The following is an 18,375-nucleotide window of genomic DNA, read 5'->3' as shown; positions in this document are numbered from 1 at the left end:
GACGAGGCGACAAATACCACCTTTATTCAAAACAGCTTAATAAAGAAGCACCATAACAAACTGACCATCTTTTAAACGATAAGCATTATCATTATAATATGTAAATCGTTATTATTATCTTTATATCTGAACACGATGTACTTCTTAAGGAGTGTACCCCGCATGCTACGTCAGACAGTGCTTACCTGTTTACTTACGTCAGTAGTGGCCTTGCCACTATCTGTACAAGCCAAAACTGAAAAAGATCAAACACCATCGTTAAAAGCTGTTGTAAAACAATATGCTGATTTAGCGTATGCAAATTACAGTGATGCGTTACAAACAGCTCAGGCACTGCACACAACAATCAACCAGCTAGCCAAAAACCCTAATGAAGACACGCTTAAACAAGCCAAACAAGCTTGGCTTAAAGCACGTATTCCTTATCAGCAAACAGAAGTATTTCGTTTTGGTAACAAAATCGTTGATGACTGGGAAGGCCAAGTCAACGCCTGGCCCCTTGATGAGGGACTGATTGACTATGTTGATAATAAAAACTACGAACACGAGCTTGGCAACATTGGCGCGAGTGCCAACATCATTGCTAATACACAAATCAAAGTCGGCAGTAAAACCATTGATGCAAGAACCATTACTCCTGAACTATTAGCTTCACTCAATGAGCTGGGTGGCTCTGAAGCTAATGTCGCAACAGGCTATCACGCCATCGAGTTTTTACTATGGGGACAAGACCTGCACGGCACGCAATCAGGTGCTGGTGAACGCAAAGCAACGGACTTTATGCCAGGCAAACAGTGTACAAACCAACATTGTGATCGTCGTGTAGCCTATCTTAAAGCAGCATCTACACTGCTGATCAGTGATTTAACCGAAATGGTCAACCAATGGGCACCTAAAAAGAACGACAATTATCGACATGAGTTACTCAACGAGTCACCTGAACAAGGCCTACGTAAAATGTTTTATGGTATGGGCAGCTTGGCTTTAGGTGAGCTTGCAGGTGAGCGAATGAAAGTCGCACTGGAAGCAAACTCACCTGAAGATGAGCACGACTGTTTCAGTGATAACACCCATAACTCCCACTACTTTAATGCTCAAGGTATTAACAATATTTTCTTTGGCAGATACCAACGCACTGATGGTTCAAAATTAACAGGTCCTAGTGTGGCTGATCTGGTAAAAGCTAAGCAGCCAAAAGCTGCTCAAGAAATTGAAAAGCTATTTAACGCGACTCAATCTTCGCTACAAGTGCTTGTTGATAAAGCTGAAAATGGTATGGCATTTGACCAAATGATTGCCGCAAACAATAAACAAGGTCATACCATTGTGCGCAATGCCATTCAGTCACTGGTTGCTCAAACAGAAGGCATTGAAAAAGCCGCAAAAGTAATTGGCATTGATAACTTAAATCCAGATAATGCTGACCATTCGTTTTAATTAAAAAAATATTGTTAATTAAAAAAGCTACTTATATACCCTAGCCCTGTTAAAGGGCTAGTTATTATAACACTAATGCAGTAAAACCACCGTGAAGCCTCTTATTACCCTTACCCTACTGTTACCATCTTTTTTTCTTAATGCTACGCCATCGACCAGTGATGTATATTCAGGTGGCAAGACAACAGTAAAAGATACAACCCATAATGCATATTCGCTACCCGCTGCTAATTTACCCATTACCCAAAAACTAGACTTTAGTGTGGGTAATAGTTTCTTTCGAAATCCTTGGGTACAAGCGCCCTCATCAACGACTGCCCGTGATGGTTTAGGCCCCTTATTTAATACAAATGGTTGTCAAAACTGTCACATTAAAGATGGGCGTGGCCACCCTCCTGAGCCTAATGACCATAATGCTGTTTCGATGCTAGTCCGACTAAGCATTCCCGCAATTACAGAACAGCAACAAGCTCAACTAAAAAAGCAAGGCGTTATACCCGAACCAACTTATGGTGGACAACTACAAGACTTTGCCAATGCCCCGGTTCCCAACGAAGGTAAAATCAATATTACCTACACAGAACACATCGTATCTTTCGATGATGGGTATCAAGTCAGCTTACGCAAGCCTACGCTCACCATTACTGAACTTGGTTATGGCAAGCTCCACCCAGCAACCATGATGTCAGCACGAGTTGCCCCACCCATGATTGGTTTAGGCTTGCTCGAAAGTATTGATGAAAAAACCATTCTGGCCCATGCCGATCCAGAAGATAAAAATCAGGATGGAATTTCTGGCCGACCTAATTATGTATGGGATCATCAATTACAAAGAACACAAATTGGACGCTTTGGCTGGAAAGCCGGGCAACCTTCATTAATGCAACAAAATGCAGCAGCCTTTAATGGCGACCTGGGCATTACATCGCTCATGTTTCCTCATGATGATTGTACTGCACCACAAAAGGCGTGTAGCAAAGCACCATCAGGTGGAGCACCTGAAGTTAGCGAAAAAATTCTTAAGTTTGTTGAGTTTTATACCCAACATTTAGCAGTTCCTGCTCGAAGAAATTCTAACGATCCATTAGTAATAAAAGGTCAAGCGCTGTTTAATGACAGTGACTGTAATAGTTGCCATATTCCCCAGTTAAAAACTGCTCACCGCCCTGAACGACCAGCCTTATCTGAACAAGTCATCTGGCCCTACACTGATTTACTATTACACGATATGGGTGAAGGACTCGCAGACCAACGTCCAGAGTTTGAAGCTTCAGGGTCAGAGTGGCGAACACCACCACTGTGGGGTATTGGACTTACGAAAGCAGTTAATGATCATACCTACTTTTTACATGACGGGCGCGCCAGAAACTTAATGGAAGCTGTTCTCTGGCATGGTGGAGAAGCTGAACAATCAAAACAACAGGTATTAAAAATGAATAAAGAAGAACGAGCGGCATTACTGGCTTTCCTAAACTCACTATAGGGCACCCCCCAACTCACAAGCCCTCAGAACATTACAGTTATCCACTCAAATACCACTTTGGGGTGGTATTTGATTATGAGTTTGACACTATGAAATACTTACACTTCAATCATTATCGTCGCATATACTCTAAGTGTCTTTTAATAAGCTGCATCTTAATAGCATCACCACTACGAGCTAACACCGATAGCTTAACTAAGCTCATTGAAACAACCTATGCCAACCTAACAGCTCACGCAGAAACACTACATCAATCCAGCCAGCAACTTTGTAAATCACCAGCTACACAACAACCAGCCCATTTAGTCACTAGCCAGCAGGCCTGGCGAGATGTTATGGGGGCCTGGATTAAAGCTGACATAATTAACTTTGGGCTAGTCGTTGATGAGAATATTGCTTGGCGTTTTCAGTTTTGGCCAGATAAAAAGAATTTAGTTAAACGCAAAGTTGAGCAGTTTTTACAACAACATTCCGATGCCATTACTGAACAGCAAGTAGCTCAATCCAGTGTTATTCTACAAGGACTTTCTTCGGCCGAGTATTTGCTATTTGATCAAAATAGCCCCGCTGTCGCAGACAACAACCAACGCTGCCAACTCTTGGTGGCCATAACCAAAGTTCTCGTTAAAAATAGTCGCTATCTACAAAAACAGTGGAATAAACAACCGTTAAGCATCAAAAATCAACATGATTATCTAGCGTTGGTCAGTAATGCATTAGCCTCTTACCTGGAAAAAACCTATAAAAAATGGTCCTTAGCCGTATTAAAAGAAAACCCTTATTTTGCAGAATCCTGGCGTAGCCAGCACTCAAATGAAAACGTCCAACAAAGCTTAATGACTGCTAACAGTTGGTATCAACAGCTTATTCTACCTTATCTAAACGATACTAAAGCCAAGCAGGTTTTAGCGAAATCCCTTAGTACTAATTTCCAACAAACTATTACACAATTCAAAGCGTTACCAACGTCTTTATTTAAGATGCTGCAAACAATCAAACAACAAGAAAAACAATCTGCAGTAAACCAATTACAAACAGCAACACAACAACTGCGTAGTTTAAAAAAACAAGTAACTGTGGATTTGCCTCAAGCACTTGATGTTTTGATCGGCTTTAATACGAATGATGGAGATTAGTTGTGTCATTTAAACAACCCATCAATCGCCGTACTTTTTTGCAAAACAGCCTTTTTGGTTTATCCGCCTTTTGCTCACCCACATTGTCTGCTACTGAGCAGATACTCAATAAAACCACTAAAACACCACCTCTTCTTAGCGCAGCAAAAGACAATAAAGGCAACTACCATATTTGTATTTTTTCACCGTGGCAGTCACAACTTTTTTCCTTACCTCTCCCCCACCGCGCACATAGCATAACACCACACCCAAACCAACCTATTGCAGTTTGTGTTGACCGCCGTCCTGGCCGACAGCTATACATATTTGATTATCAAAAACATCAGTTGCTCCAACAACTAACCGCATTACCCAGTCACCATTTTTACGGTCACGGCGTCTTTAGTCATGATGGTGAATATTTCTTTACCACTGAACAGCACTGGCCAACCAGCCGCGGCCAAATAGGTATATATCAAACCCATAATTTTAAACGAGTAGATACGCTCAGCAGTGGTGGTATAGGTCCTCATGAAATACGTCTACATCCACAACGCAATCAGTTAATTATCGCTAATGGAGGCATACAAACCCATCCAGACTATGATCGACGTAAACTGAATATTGACACTATGGAGCCGAATTTAAGTTTAATCGACTTAGCAAAAGGCGATGTACAACAGCAATGGACATTTAATCCCAAACAGTTGAGTATTCGACATTTAGATGTAGGTGAGGATGGATTAATTATTGTGGGTTTACAGTATCAGGGTGATCAAAGTGATATTGTGCCTCTAGTACTTTATCAGCAAGGTAATAGCGAATTACAGCCTATGCATACTGACGAAATCGGCTGGCTTCAACTTAATCAATATATTGCCAGTGTCTGTGTCATGACTCGTTGCAATACTGCGGCTATTACTGCACCACGAGCCAACAAAGTTACGTTTTGGGACTTAAAAACGAAGCAACTACGAAAAACAATCTCCCTAATAGATGCTGCAGGCGCTATCGCGTTAAATGATCAGCTCTGCGCCATAACAACGGGGACAGGAGAAGTACATATTTTTGACTGTAAATCGGACATCAAAAAAGTACACACCACAAAATACAATAATATTGCCTGGGATAATCACTTAAATATAGCCAATGCTTAATGCTTCAGAAAAGCTAGGGCCTGTTAACACTATTTGAATCACCACTGCCGTAGACTATTTTTTCGCCTAGCAAGGCACAAGGAATGCCGTGTAGTCATTCTACATAAATGACTTGTAACACTGCTAGGTGGAAAAATAATCACGGCCCGAAGGGTTATGACGGTAAAAGCACTACTCGTTGTTGCTCATTGTTCATTTAGAATAACTAAACTTCACTCTTCGCGCCTAGATTAGTGCTTTTACCGTCATAACAGTGATATTCAAATAGTGTTAACAGGCCCTAGATGAGTCATTCTTTATCCCGTTGATCTGCATTAAGCAAAGTCTGCATAAAATGCTAAGTTGAAGTATTATACAGTGAACAAAAATTCATATAATCCATGGATAATATAGTGTTTGATCTTATTAAAGTTTCAAAAATAATTATTTGTACACTTATCCTACTGTTATCCTTTCAACTAAATGCTTTAGAACTTCATACTTCTGATTATGACTACATTTTTGCCGCGGATAATTGGCCTCCTTATTACAGTACAAAGTTACCAAATGGAGGATTCCTTACAGAAATCATCAAAGAAGCTTACCTCACGCAACATAAAACTGCGTTTGTCCTATTCACATCATGGAATCGAGCATTTTCATTAAGCAAGCGCGGCAAATACCATGGCTACCTTGGTCCATATCGCGTTAAAGAACGATTACCCTATTTTCTATTCAGCTCAGCGATTTGTCGAAGCGAAATTTACCTATACAGTAATAAAGCTTTTAACTATTCAATTAAACACATTAAAGATGCTGAAGACTTACGTGTTGGGATCGTTTTAGGGTACTTTTATTCTGAAGCGTTTCATAATGCCGGTAATTTAAGTACGATAAAAAGTATATCAGACCAAGTGAACATTAAGCTTCTTATAAATAAACGGTTAGACTTAATTGCCATTGATAGCCGTGTTATGAAGTACTTTGTAGATACTCTGTACCCAACGTTCAAAAAACAGTATATTCAGCACCTAAAAATTACCGAAGATTCTGTACATTTAGCAATATCTAAAGCCATACCAAATACAAAACAGGTGTATAAAGAGTTTGAAGATGGCCTAAAACAATTAAGAAAACAAGGCCGCATTAATAGCATCATGAAAAAGCATGGTATAGCATTATAATCAACTAAACACCGTTATTACAGGCGCTTTTAACTGCCACACCACACTAGTCACGCTTTAATACTGAGCAATCGCATATAAAAAAGTTTGTGATGATCAGAGATTGTGCTCATGCAATGCTTGAATTCATTTGCTCCTCCTGCAGCAGAGTTGATTTATTTCGCCCACTCGATACATCACTGCTAAACTTTTAATATCACACAATACCGATTTTATATAATAAATTGAGGTAGCTCATGGGGTGGCTCAAGAAAAGCCTATTAGCAAAGGTTTATTTTATCCCTTTTTTAGTAGGTGCTATACTTCTTGCTCTGAGTGCTTTCAGCCTTTGGCAAACCAATAATGCATTAAAAGAGTACAATACTCTGATTAATGAAGACTTCTATCATAGCCAACAAATCGATTATTTGAACTTGCTATTTAAAAGGCAAGTTCAAGAATGGAAAAATGTTCTACTTCGCGGACATGATAGTGGAGACAGGCAAAAATATTGGGTAAAGTTTGAAAGTCAACAACAAGAAATTCAACGTATTGCCAAAGAACTCATACCTCTTATTAACGAAAAATCAACAGCTAATGATCTAAATTCCTTTGCTCAAACCCATCAGCAGCTCTTTAGCAAATATCAACAAGCTTATAATACTTTTAATCAAGGTGATAATGATTATAAAGCCGCTGATAAACAAGTAAGAGGTATAGACAGAGAGCCTTCAGCATTACTAGAAGGGCTTCAAAATAAATTAAGTGATAACTCAAAATCAAAAAGTGCTTTACTTGCCTCAAGTAGCCTAACATTATCTAACAGCTTATTTATTACAACGCTTGTGGTGCTAATTATTAGCCTCAGTGTTGCTTTCCTTTGGTTAAAAGCCTTATTAATTAAACCACTTCGAGCCTTATCAAATCATCTTTTTGCGTTAGAATCCGGCAACCTTGAGTTTAACAGTGAACTTAAACCTCGCGAAGATGAACTTGGCCTAGTCTCAAAGTCAGTTATAAAACTGCAAGCCTCACTCAAAAATACAACTGACAGTTTAAAGGCTGTTTTACAAAGCTTAAAGCAGTCTTCCCGTTCATTAAGTCATATTTCTCAGGATATTTCTCGCGGTATTAATGAACAACATTTGCGCACCGATCAGGTCGCTACTGCAATGAATGAGATGAGCGCAACCGCCCATGAAGTTGCTCAACATGCGGCAAATGCTGCTGAAGCAGCCACTAATGCAGACAACTCTGCACAAAGTACAATGGGCATCATGAATAACACAATTGAAACCATCAATGATATGTCAAAAGAGGTCAGTAATACTTCGGATGTTATTCAACGCTTGGAAGAAGAGTCAAAAAGCATTGGAACAGTGTTAGACGTGATTCGTGGTATTGCAGAACAAACCAACCTGCTTGCACTTAATGCTGCTATTGAAGCAGCACGTGCAGGCGACCAAGGTCGGGGGTTTGCGGTCGTAGCCGATGAAGTTCGCACACTTGCCCAACGCACCCAGCAATCCACAGCTGAAATACAAGATATTATTGCTAATGTTCAAAATGGTGCCCATGATGCCGTTGCAGCAATAGAACGCGGTCGAAATCAAACAGCAGAAGGTGTTGAAAAAGTGACTAAAGCAGGTGAGTCATTACAAACCATCACCCACGCAGTAGAAGAAATTCGCGATATGAACCAACAAATTGCGACTGCAGCAGAAGAACAAACCTCTGTCGCTGAAGATATTAGCCAAAACCTACATGAAATTACGGATATAGCATCAACTAACAGCAAAAACGCTGATAAAACTGCAGAAAATAGCCATAATTTAGAAGACCTTGCCAAACAATTAGAAGAGCTTGTTGTGCAATTAGCAAAATAGAAAATACATCAACCATACCTTAATACCAAAAACCCCCGCAGAGCGGGGGTTTTTATAGGTGCTTATAAAGCAGGCAATTACATCATGCCGCCCATGCCACCCATTCCGCCCATACCGCCCATATCTGGAGCAGCTGGCTTGTCTTCTGGGATTTCAGCAATCATTGCTTCTGTAGTGATCATCAGACCAGCAACAGATGCAGCAGCTTGCAGCGCAGAACGCGTTACTTTAGCTGGGTCAAGGATACCCATTTCGATCATGTCGCCGTATTCACCAGTTGCAGCGTTGTAACCGTAGTTACCTTCACCTTTCTTGATGTTTTCAACAACAACTGATGCTTCATCACCTGCGTTAGCAGCGATCTGACGCAGAGGCGCTTCAAGTGCACGCAGAGCCAAAGATACACCTGCATTTTGGTCTTCGTTGTCACCTTGAACAGTTACTTTTTGCAGAGCACGGATCAGAGCAACACCACCACCAGGTACCACGCCTTCTTCTACTGCAGCGCGAGTTGCATGCAGAGCGTCTTCAACACGTGCTTTTTTCTCTTTCATTTCAACTTCAGAGCCAGCACCTACTTTGATGACAGCAACACCGCCAGCCAGTTTAGCAACACGCTCTTGCAGTTTTTCTTTGTCGTAGTCTGAAGTAGACTGCTCGATTTCTGCACGGATTTGCTCAACACGTGCTTTGATGTCAGCCGCAGAACCAGCACCATCTACTACAGTTGTATCTTCTTTAGTGATTTGGATGCGCTTAGCTTGGCCCAGCTCGTCCAGTGTAGCTTTTTCCAAAGAAAGGCCTACTTCTTCAGAAATTACAGTACCGCCAGTCAGGATAGCAATGTCTTGTAACATCGCTTTACGACGATCACCGAAGCCAGGAGCTTTAACGGCACACACTTTAACGATACCGCGCATGTTGTTAACAACTAGCGTAGCAAGTGCTTCACCTTCAACGTCTTCAGCAATAATCAGCAAAGGTTTGCTTGATTTAGCAACAGCTTCAAGTACTGGCAACAGCTCACGGATGTTAGCGATTTTCTTGTCAACCAATAAAATGTATGGGTTTTCAAGCTCAGCACTCATGTTTTCTTGGTTGTTGATGAAGTATGGTGACAAGTAGCCACGGTCAAACTGCATACCTTCAACAACTTCCAACTCGTTCTCGAAACCGCTACCTTCTTCTACAGTGATAACGCCTTCTTTACCTACTTTTTCCATTGCTTTAGCAATGATTTCACCAACGTGAGTATCAGCGTTTGCAGAAATAGTACCTACCTGAGCAATAGACTTGGAATCTTCACAAGGAATTGCCATGTCTTGTAGGTGATCAACCACTTCCAAAACAGCTTTATCAATACCGCGCTTCAGGTCCATTGGGTTCATGCCCGCCGCAACAGACTTCAAGCCTTCGATAACAATTGACTGAGCCAATACAGTTGCAGTAGTTGTACCGTCACCTGCTTTGTCATTTGCTTGAGACGCAACTTCTTTAACCATTTGTGCGCCCATGTTTTCGAACTTGTCTTTCAGTTCGATTTCTTTTGCTACAGAAACACCATCTTTAGTGATGGTTGGCGCGCCAAATGACTTCTCTAAAACAACGTTACGACCTTTAGGACCCAGTGTTGCTTTAACTGCATCAGCCAAAACGTTTACGCCCTTGATCATTTGTGAGCGGGCGCTATCGCTAAACAAAACTTCTTTTGCCATATCTAGTATTCCTTAGAACGTTAAGTGCAATTAACCGTAATATAAGCGTGTAATAAAACTGCGAATGGTGTAGTACTGTGCTTAGCCTTCCAATACACCATAGATGTCGCTTTCACTCATGATGATGAGTTCTTCGCCATCTACTTTAATGGTGTTGCTATCAGCGTATTTTCCAAAAACTACTTTATCGCCTACTTTTACGCTCAAAGGACGTACTTCGCCGTTATCCAGTACTCGGCCGGAACCAACAGCGACAATCTCACCTTGGTTTGGCTTTTCAGCTGCACTACCAGGCAGCACGATACCGCCAGCAGTTGTCTTTTCTTCTTCTTGACGACGAACAACAACTCTTTCGTGTAACGGACGGATTTTCATTAATATCTCTCCAGTTTTTACCTATTCGCTGAGTTACGCTCAACAAGGTTGTCCAAGCGTGAACAGCTATTGGAGTAGCTATTCACCATCCCTTTGCCAGGGCGCCTGTTACTCACTCAAAGCAAGCTTAAAGCCTTTTGGAAAGTGCTTAATTCATAAGCTTTACTTGAGTTCTAAAATTCGTGTGTCCATTAATGGGGATCACAAAAAATAATTTCAATGGGTCCCACCAAAAAATTTATTTTTTTTCCTCATTTGAACCTTCTCGACGGAATTCACCATCAATCACATCCCCATTTAAAGGACGCTCCCCTGTTTGCTGGTAATAGCTCTGGGAGGTAGAGGTATAAGCCATAAATTTACCCGACCTGAGCACTGCAGCAATCATTGCCCGTCGGGTAACTGGCAACAGACAGCAAAAACCAAATGCATCAGTCACAAAGCCAGGCGTTAATAACAAGGCGCCTCCGACAGCCAGCACAATGCCTTCAAGCATTTCCTGAGCAGGTAACTCACCCGTTTGTAGCTTAGAGCGAGCACGCATCAGTGTGCTAAAACCTTGTTGACGTAAAAGATTAAGGCCAATAACCGCGGTTAATAACACTAATCCAACAGTTGGAAATGCCCCTATCCAGGAGCCCACTTTAATGAGTACCAGCATTTCAACAACCGGTACCACAATGAATAAAAGCAATAAAACGCGCATGACCCCTCTCACTTACTAACTGTTAACGTGTACAGCAATTAACCATGGCATTGGCATAATGCATAGGGTGCTGTTTTGTTAAATGACGACGCTTTGCCCAAATTCAAGGGGTAAAGCTTAAATTATCGCAATGTTGGCCCACTATTGTTGTGATTGCTTGCTGAGCAGCTTTGGGCTAGGGCAACGATGCAAGGAAGATTAAGAGGTTTCACGGTACTCTTCTCTCTTCACTTGTCAACAAAGGTAGATGGCATCATAAAACATGCGTAGTATGACAGCCTGTTTACGGAGTAAATTTATCTATAACGAAGGATAACCCCATAAGAATAAACAAATTAAGGGAGTAAATACGATGGAACTAAAAAACCGCTCCATTATGATCACTGGTGGCGCCCAAGGCTTAGGAAAAGCTATGGCATTACACTTAGCGTCACAAGGTGCAAACTTAGCTTTAGTTGATTTAAATGCAGATTTGCTGTCTCAAGCTGCAGATGAATGTGAAAGCAGGGGCGTTAAGGTGACAATGCACACGGCTAATGTCGCCAGCGAGACAGAAGTTATAGAAACTGTAAATACCATTGCACACCAACATGGCACGATTGACGGCCTTATCAATAATGCAGGGATTCTGCGTGATGGCATGTTGGTAAAGGTTAAAAACGGTGAAATTGTCAAAAAGCTCAGCTTAGAGCAGTGGCAGTCGGTGATTGATGTCAATCTAACAGGTGTATTTTTATGTGGGCGAGAAGTTGCTGCTCACATGATTGAGCATCAAACAGCCGGCGTCATCATCAACATTTCCAGTATTGCCCGCTCAGGTAATATCGGCCAAACCAACTATGCTGCCACCAAAGCAGGCGTTATCGCACTAACCACCACCTGGGCCAAAGAGCTTGCTCGATACAACATCCGTTGTGGCGCAATAGCTCCAGGCTTTATCGCCACGGATATGACTGCGAGCATGAAACCAGAAGCTTTGGAGCGTATGACCAAAGCAATCCCCTTACAACAAATGGGTACTCCTGATCAAATAGCGCAAGCAGCTGAATTTATTTTCACCAACGATTATTTCTCTGGACGCGTTATTGAAGTGGACGGAGCCATGCGGCTATAACCTTCATGGCGCTTATGCTATTGATTAGTTAGCCATCAAATAAGACATTAGGAAAGAAAACTACTCCTGCCGACATGCTGTACCTCTAATAAAGTCAGGTGTCGGTAGGAGGTATTACCAGGAATAACCTAAGCCAACAGAAACAGCTGAATCCCGCTTGTGTTTTCCTTCATCAGGTTCGTTATCGTAGTCTAATTCATATTGCACGACAGCAGATATATTATAGGGCAACTTGTACTCTAAGCCTGTTTCACTCTCAAACAGTAGCTTATTCCCTTCTGTGCGAGGAATAAGTAACTCATGCTTGTGGAAAAAAGACAGCTTATCAAGGAATACCGTGGCTTTTTCATAGTCTGTTGCCCAGCGAAATACATCTACATGGCTATCACCAGCATCACGATAGCGAGACCAGACACGTGCCAAGCCACCTTCAACTGAAAAACGATGCAGTGGCGTATTGAAAAACTGGTAACCTAAACCAAAGCCTAATGTTGTACGTTCATTAAGGTTTTTCAAACCATCTTCTTCATACGACAAATAGGTATTAGCGAACCAGTGCTCATCCAGAAAACGGTCGTAATTGTAGTTCGCTTCTAACTTGTCTTCTGTTAAACGCTCATTTTTCTCTGCACGCTCTGATTCAAGCTCTAGACGGTGCCGGTTCATACCGTGAACCAGGTTTAAATTAAGATCCAGCTTCAGCTCTTTTGATTCCGTATTCCCCTCCTTTAACTCAGCAAATGCCAACGCCTTTCCTGAAAATTTAAAGGGTTTGGATTTTTTTTCTTGGGGGTACATTTGATCAATCCCCCGCAGCTCAGCAAACTCAATAACCTGCCCATTTCCTTGCTGTAATTTGTGGTTTTTTCCATCTGCCAGCAATTTGCCATGAATAGTTTCACCACTGTGCGTAAGGAGTGTTACAGGCTTTTTAGTTTCAATTTTTTTTACTTTGGACCAATTCAACTGAATAGTTGCATAAGGGGTTTTAATCACTAAAACTTCTTGATCAAGATACTTTATTGTACCTGAAATTTGGTCGCCATTACTGAGTTCAAGACTGTCTGCAAAGACAAAGCAAGACATACTCAGCAAACACGACACCAGAGTGCTTTTAATTAAAAACTGCATTCGTTTACTAACACTATTACACTGATATTAAGGATTACTACTGATTACTACAGCGACACTTTTGGGTGTCACCCTTGTCGGTCATAGAGTCTGAGTTAAGAATCATCTATGATGTTCAAGGTGAATGTGTATAAATGTCGATTAGAGCAATGTATGGAAGTATCTAAACACGAGCGCATATGGCAGGTGGTCAGTATGATTCCTACGGGCAAAGTGGCTACCTACGGCCAAGTCGCCCGAATGGCTGGGCTAAAAAATCATTCCCGCATGGTGGGTAGTGTACTTAGTCAACTTCCCCCTCATTCCGGACTGCCTTGGCACCGGGTTATTAATAGCAAAGGGAGAATTTCATTTCCCCAAAACAGTCCACAATATAACAAACAGAAACAATTATTATTAGCGGAAGGCATTAACTTTATTTCAGATAAGGTTTCACTTGCTAGCTATCAATGGCAAACTGAGGGGTGCGCTTAGCAAATGCTGTATATTTTTTAAATTGTGTTAATAAGAATTTTCAAGAGTATTAATAGTATTAAAATTATTATTAATACAATGCATAAGTTGTTTTGGTTAATCAATGAAAATGACGCCTTTTTTCCAAGCGATTCTTAACCGTCGCATGCTGATATGCCTGTTTACGGGTTTAGTGTCTGGCCTGCCCCTATATATATTAATTTCCATGCTGCCTGCATGGCTTCGCACTGAAGGTATTGGCCTTAAAGAAATCGGCTTGTTAACACTGGTACAAATTCCTTATGCCTGGAAATTTGTCTGGTCTCCGATCATGGATGCCATCAAGCTACCCTGGCTGGGTTTACGTCGAGGCTGGATGTTAGTTTCCCAACTGGCGTTATTGTTGTGTGTTTGTGGTTACGCATTTATTGATCCAACAGACTTAATGTGGGTCGCGATTATTTCCACGGCGATTGCCTTCTTTAGTGCCAGTCAGGATATCGTGATTGATGCCTATAGACGGGAAATACTACCTGACGAAGAGCTTGGCCTGGGTAACTCATTACATATCAATACCTACCGCCTCTCAGGTTTAATTCCTGGCTCTTTGGCATTGATCCTTGCGGATACTATGCCCTGGTCAACCGTCTTTTTAATCATTGCATTATTTCTGCTTATTGGTATTGGCCTCACCCTGAGCATTGCTGAACCCAAGCACCAACTACCACCTCGCCCTACATTTCAATCTGCCGTTATTGAGCCATTCCATGAGTTTTTTACCCGCCATGGACTTCGCTATGCATTAGCTGTTTTAAGTTTTATGGTGCTTTATAAACTTGGCGATAACTTAGCGACAGCATTATCCACCGCTTTTTATTTAGATAAGGGCTACAGCCTAACGGAAATCGGGCTGATCGCTAAGCATGCTGGCCTTTGGCCAATGATTATTGGTGGTTTGCTGGGCGGATTAATTATGATCCGTATTGGCATCAATCGATCACTTTGGCTTTTTGGTCTTGTACAAATTGTCTCTATTTTGGGCTTTGCCTGGCTAGCCGAAGCAGAAAAAAGCTTATGGCTACTTGCCCTCATTATCAGCTTTGAATATCTGGGAGTTGGGCTGGGTACTGCTGCATCTGTTGCCTTTATTGCCAAAACAACCAGCAAAGCACATGCTGCAACTCAATTTGCTCTATTTACGGCATTAGCCGCTTTGCCGCGTACCACCCTCAACACATTTAGTGGTTTTTTTGCGGAGTGGCTGGGTTGGACTCACTTTTTTATGTTCTGTACCCTGTTGGCTATTCCAGGCATGCTACTTCTCTTTTATATTGCACCGTGGAATGGAGCCACGCGCTCAATCCCAAAGTACCCAATACCACCAAAAGATGAAGACTCATTAACCGCAAAGTCAGCTAATATTTCACAGTCAACCTAGGGCCTGTTAACACGAAGGGACAACTAAGGTGTGTCCCTTATACTAAGCCACAAACTGAGCGCTTAGTCCCTAAAGTTATTGTACTGTAGTGGTAGATCCAATTCAGCTTCTTTCAAAAGGCTAATAGCTTCTTGCAGGTCATCCCGTTTTTTCCCTGTCACTCTTACTTTATCACCTTGAATAGATGCTTGAACTTTCAGCTTTGCATCTTTAACTAACTTAACAATTTTCTTACTAATATCTTTATCAAGGCCTTGCTTTACCGAGATATCCTGCTTCACCTGCTTGCCTGAACCATAATGGTCTTTCACCTCAAGACATTTTATATCGATGCCACGTTTAACCATTCTGGTTTGCAGTAAATCAATCATCTGCTGTAATTGAAAGTCCGCATCTGCAGTCAGAGATACTGTTTCATCCTGCAATTTAAAGGATGCTTCTACGCCTCTGAAGTCATACCGTTTATCCAGCTCTCGATTAGCCTGATCTACTGCATTATTAAGTTCATGCAAATCTACCTCAGATACAATATCAAACGAAGGCATTAACTATTTCTCCATTCACTAAAAAATAAGAAAGGTTTACACACTTGGCCATTCAGCAACTATCGTTCTAATAACATGTGCTATTCCATAAGTGGATGCAAGCCCATAAATAACGCATATATAACAGTAACTTGACTTTTACACAGCACTTACAAAATAAAAGCAAAAATAGCTCCACCAACTAATGGTAAATTAGCTAAACTTAGAGCCAATACAATAATTTGACAGATATCACGGCCTGTTATTATATCTTAATAATCAGCTTTTCTGTCGAATTTCAGCAGTTTATGCTGCTTCTTAAGCTATTGTAAAACGAATACTCAAGCATTTTCTAAAGTAAACAACAATAAAGCGGTACATAAGAAGTATATTATGGCGAACCTGAATACCCCTATCCTTGTGGTTGATGATGCAAAGTTCAGTAGCATTATGATAGGACGCGCTTTAACAGCTGCTGGTTTTAAAGATATTCGTTTTGCCAGTAGTGCTAACGAAGCCCTCAATCAACTTGAAAAGCGTGCTGCTAATATTTTGATTGCTGACTGGTTGATGCCTGAAATGGACGGACTTGAGCTTACAGATCAAGTGCGCATACTTGACAGTAACTCACATCACTTTACGTATGTCATGCTGCTTACTGCAAAAGAAGGTGTCAACGCATTAAAAGAGGCATTTGATCGCGGCGTTGATGACTTTATCAACAAGTCTGTAATGAATGACCAACTACTCCCAAGAATTTACGCCGCTGATCGTATTTCTTCTATGCAAAACCGTTTATTAGAAGAAAACAGACTACTTACTGATAATATGAATGTGCTTGAAAAGCGCAACCTGGTTGACCCGCTAACAGGTCTTGGTAATTTACGTTATTGCCTGCAACGATTAAGCGATGCGTTACGCCATGTAGAGTCTCGTGAAGCAGCCTGTTGCTTACTCGTGGTTGCGTTACAAAATGGCAAAGAGATTCAAAGTAAATATGGCCTTGCCATTTATCAAGAAATTATTCGTGGTATGGCACGACGATTACATCAGCTTATCCGGCCAATGGACATTTTATCGCGTACTGGAGAAGAGCAGTTTGCGGTCATCACCACACATGATGATCTTGAAGCATTCAATGTGAAAGGCTTTAGACGACTTCATGCTGGGTTAAACCTAAAAGCATTCAAAACGTCTGTAGGCTACTTATCGATTAAAGTAGGCATCAGTATTTGTATAGCCGATAATAAACAAAAATTACCCACTCATGAGCAAATTTTGGTTATTGCCCGCAGTCAATTAGCAAAGTCATTTGAAACTGGTATGATCACGGTTACCCACTGGAAACCTGAGCTAATTGCCAACAAGTCCTAACGGATACGCAATGATCAAAATGAATACTGCCCACTGTGCTGAGCACTTCCAGGCAGCGCCTTGGTTTATTTTAGGTGGTGGTGCAATGGGGTGTTTGTGGGCTTATGATTTATCCCCAAACAGTATTATCCTGGTTAAACCTGAACGCTATCGTCACTACACAAGCGGCTCCACTAAATCCTTAATTACAACTCAGCTCGCTTATCAGCAAACGCCTTTTGCTTCCCCCAACACACGTAAATGTAAACTTGCCAATATACAAAATTACACTTCGCCTATTCTCAAACTTATCGTCACCACAAAAGCACAGGATACAGTAGCAGCCTTAGAAACTATTCAGCACACACTCCATTCCCATGCCCATATACTACTGTTACAAAATGGTATGGGCAGCCAACAAGCCGTTAAAAAACAATTCCCAGAGTATACACTCTGGTGTGGATCTACAACACAAGGCGCCTATACGACGGACTTCCTGCATGTGGTTCATGCTGGATTAGGTCAAACCTGTATTGGACCTTGGCATATAAGCACTGAGACTAACCCTCGATATTCAGCTATTTTTCAACAACAACTAATAACGCAGGGTCAGCAAGTAATATTTATTGATGATATTCTTCCTCTTCTATGGCGAAAGCTGGCAGTCAATGCATGTGTCAACGGTCTAACTGTTTTATTTGAATGTAAGAATGGTGAGTTACTTACTCATCCTAAACACTTAAAGTGGGTTAAAACGCTTTGCCAAGAGACGGCACAGTTTTTAGATTACAAGCGAATTGCCTACACAAAGCCCCTGTTTCAACATGTTTGTCATGTTCTAGAGCAAACTGCTGAGAATTACTCTTCAACCTATATGGATGTTAGCCACCAGCGCTCAACAGAGCTGATGTACATCAATGGTTTTATCCTATCAGAAGCAAAGCGGCTTGGGTTATCATTACCTACACACACCACATTAATGGCGCAGTTGGCTGAAAAAGGTATATTTTAAAGCTTGAACTCAACTAGTTAATAACTATAGTCAGCTCTAAAAGAGTCCTTCGCAAAAGGTATTGCATCACTGAACTGCTATTCTATATCCCAAACGAAGGGTTTTTAGGGGCGGCCGTCAAGCGATGAAGCCCCTGGGCAAGTTTACTGTGAAACTTGCGGTAGCCACTTTAATTGATATAACAGCGCTGCTGGGCGGTTATATTAATAAGTGACTAGGGTGGCAGTTAAATGCTCCTGCATAAACTGCATTCCCACCATCCTTGGTGGTCAAGAGCGCTGACAACAAACCCTAAAAATGATTCGTGAAGGGTATATACAGTTAACTGTGCCTT

At 41.4% G+C, this 18,375-nt stretch carries 16 protein-coding genes; 11 read left to right on the top strand and 5 right to left on the bottom strand.

Translation table 11 applies throughout. The features are described from left to right. Positions 1-162: 162 nt before the first annotated feature. The 6 genes from KHS79_RS00840 to KHS79_RS00815 all read left to right on the top strand — a co-directional run bounded on the left by KHS79_RS00840 (position 163) and on the right by KHS79_RS00815 (position 8,220). The gene (locus KHS79_RS00840; RefSeq protein WP_212715845.1) at positions 163-1,437 is read left to right on the top strand and encodes an imelysin family protein; all 1,275 of its coding nucleotides are present in this window, start codon (positions 163-165) and stop codon (positions 1,435-1,437) included. Between the two features lie 91 nt (positions 1,438-1,528). After that, positions 1,529-2,920 carry a di-heme oxidoreductase family protein gene (locus KHS79_RS00835; protein WP_094788356.1) on the top strand — a complete coding sequence of 464 codons (1,392 nt, stop codon included), beginning with the start codon at positions 1,529-1,531 and terminating at the stop codon, positions 2,918-2,920. Positions 2,921-3,009: 89 nt separating this feature from the next. After that, on the top strand, positions 3,010-4,056 hold the full coding sequence (locus tag KHS79_RS00830) for an imelysin family protein (RefSeq protein WP_094788357.1): 1,047 nt from the start codon (positions 3,010-3,012) through the stop codon (positions 4,054-4,056). A gap of 2 nt (positions 4,057-4,058) precedes the next feature. Next, positions 4,059-5,192, top strand: coding sequence for a DUF1513 domain-containing protein (locus KHS79_RS00825; RefSeq protein ID WP_212715843.1), 1,134 nt, complete (start codon positions 4,059-4,061; stop codon positions 5,190-5,192). Between the two features lie 392 nt (positions 5,193-5,584). Then, a complete protein-coding gene (locus KHS79_RS00820; RefSeq protein WP_212715841.1) occupies positions 5,585-6,355 on the top strand; it encodes a substrate-binding periplasmic protein in 771 nt (256 codons plus the stop codon). Between the two features lie 236 nt (positions 6,356-6,591). Continuing rightward, positions 6,592-8,220, top strand: a complete 1,629-nt coding sequence (locus tag KHS79_RS00815; protein ID WP_212715839.1) for a methyl-accepting chemotaxis protein — start codon at positions 6,592-6,594, stop codon at positions 8,218-8,220. A 77-nt stretch (positions 8,221-8,297) separates the two neighbouring features. On the opposite strand, the gene groL is transcribed toward KHS79_RS00815, so the two are convergent. The 3 genes from groL to KHS79_RS00800 all read right to left on the bottom strand — a co-directional run bounded on the left by groL (position 8,298) and on the right by KHS79_RS00800 (position 11,016). Beyond that, entirely contained in the window at positions 8,298-9,935 is a 1,638-nt protein-coding gene (gene groL, locus KHS79_RS00810; protein ID WP_027706391.1) for a chaperonin GroEL, read from the bottom strand. An 81-nt stretch (positions 9,936-10,016) separates the two neighbouring features. Then, positions 10,017-10,310, bottom strand: a complete 294-nt coding sequence (locus KHS79_RS00805; protein WP_027706392.1) for a co-chaperone GroES — start codon at positions 10,308-10,310, stop codon at positions 10,017-10,019. Between the two features lie 238 nt (positions 10,311-10,548). Then, positions 10,549-11,016 carry an FxsA family protein gene (locus KHS79_RS00800; RefSeq protein ID WP_212715837.1) on the bottom strand — a complete coding sequence of 156 codons (468 nt, stop codon included), beginning with the start codon at positions 11,014-11,016 and terminating at the stop codon, positions 10,549-10,551. Between the two features lie 352 nt (positions 11,017-11,368). Between KHS79_RS00800 and KHS79_RS00795 the strand changes: the two genes are divergently transcribed. Beyond that, complete coding sequence (locus KHS79_RS00795; protein ID WP_212715836.1) at positions 11,369-12,130, top strand: SDR family oxidoreductase; 762 nt, start codon at positions 11,369-11,371, stop codon at positions 12,128-12,130. Between the two features lie 114 nt (positions 12,131-12,244). Here KHS79_RS00795 and KHS79_RS00790 read toward each other — a convergent pair whose 3' ends face one another. Continuing rightward, entirely contained in the window at positions 12,245-13,261 is a 1,017-nt protein-coding gene (locus KHS79_RS00790; protein WP_038289356.1) for a DUF481 domain-containing protein, read from the bottom strand. 153 nt (positions 13,262-13,414) lie between these two features. Here KHS79_RS00790 and KHS79_RS00785 point away from each other — a divergent pair, with 153 nt between their 5' ends. Continuing rightward, entirely contained in the window at positions 13,415-13,735 is a 321-nt protein-coding gene (locus KHS79_RS00785) for an MGMT family protein (protein WP_027706396.1), read from the top strand. Positions 13,736-13,838: 103 nt separating this feature from the next. Further along, positions 13,839-15,152, top strand: coding sequence for an AmpG family muropeptide MFS transporter (locus tag KHS79_RS00780; RefSeq protein ID WP_212715834.1), 1,314 nt, complete (start codon positions 13,839-13,841; stop codon positions 15,150-15,152). A gap of 62 nt (positions 15,153-15,214) precedes the next feature. Here the strand turns inward: KHS79_RS00780 and KHS79_RS00775 are convergent, their stop codons facing one another. Then, entirely contained in the window at positions 15,215-15,697 is a 483-nt protein-coding gene (locus KHS79_RS00775; RefSeq protein ID WP_212715832.1) for a YajQ family cyclic di-GMP-binding protein, read from the bottom strand. 372 nt (positions 15,698-16,069) lie between these two features. On the opposite strand from KHS79_RS00775, the gene KHS79_RS00770 reads away from it, so the two are divergent. Both KHS79_RS00770 and KHS79_RS00765 read left to right on the top strand, forming a co-directional pair. Then, positions 16,070-17,050, top strand: a complete 981-nt coding sequence (locus KHS79_RS00770) for a GGDEF domain-containing response regulator (protein WP_051310588.1) — start codon at positions 16,070-16,072, stop codon at positions 17,048-17,050. A 10-nt stretch (positions 17,051-17,060) separates the two neighbouring features. Further along, positions 17,061-18,041, top strand: coding sequence for a 2-dehydropantoate 2-reductase (locus KHS79_RS00765; RefSeq protein WP_212715830.1), 981 nt, complete (start codon positions 17,061-17,063; stop codon positions 18,039-18,041). The last annotated feature ends 334 nt before the right edge of the window (positions 18,042-18,375 follow it).

It is taken from the genome of Zooshikella ganghwensis (assembly GCF_018263875.1).
Classification (GTDB): domain Bacteria; phylum Pseudomonadota; class Gammaproteobacteria; order Pseudomonadales; family Zooshikellaceae; genus Zooshikella; species Zooshikella ganghwensis.
Note: the sequence above shows the minus strand (reverse complement) of the source record. Positions and strands in the feature narration are given on the sequence as shown.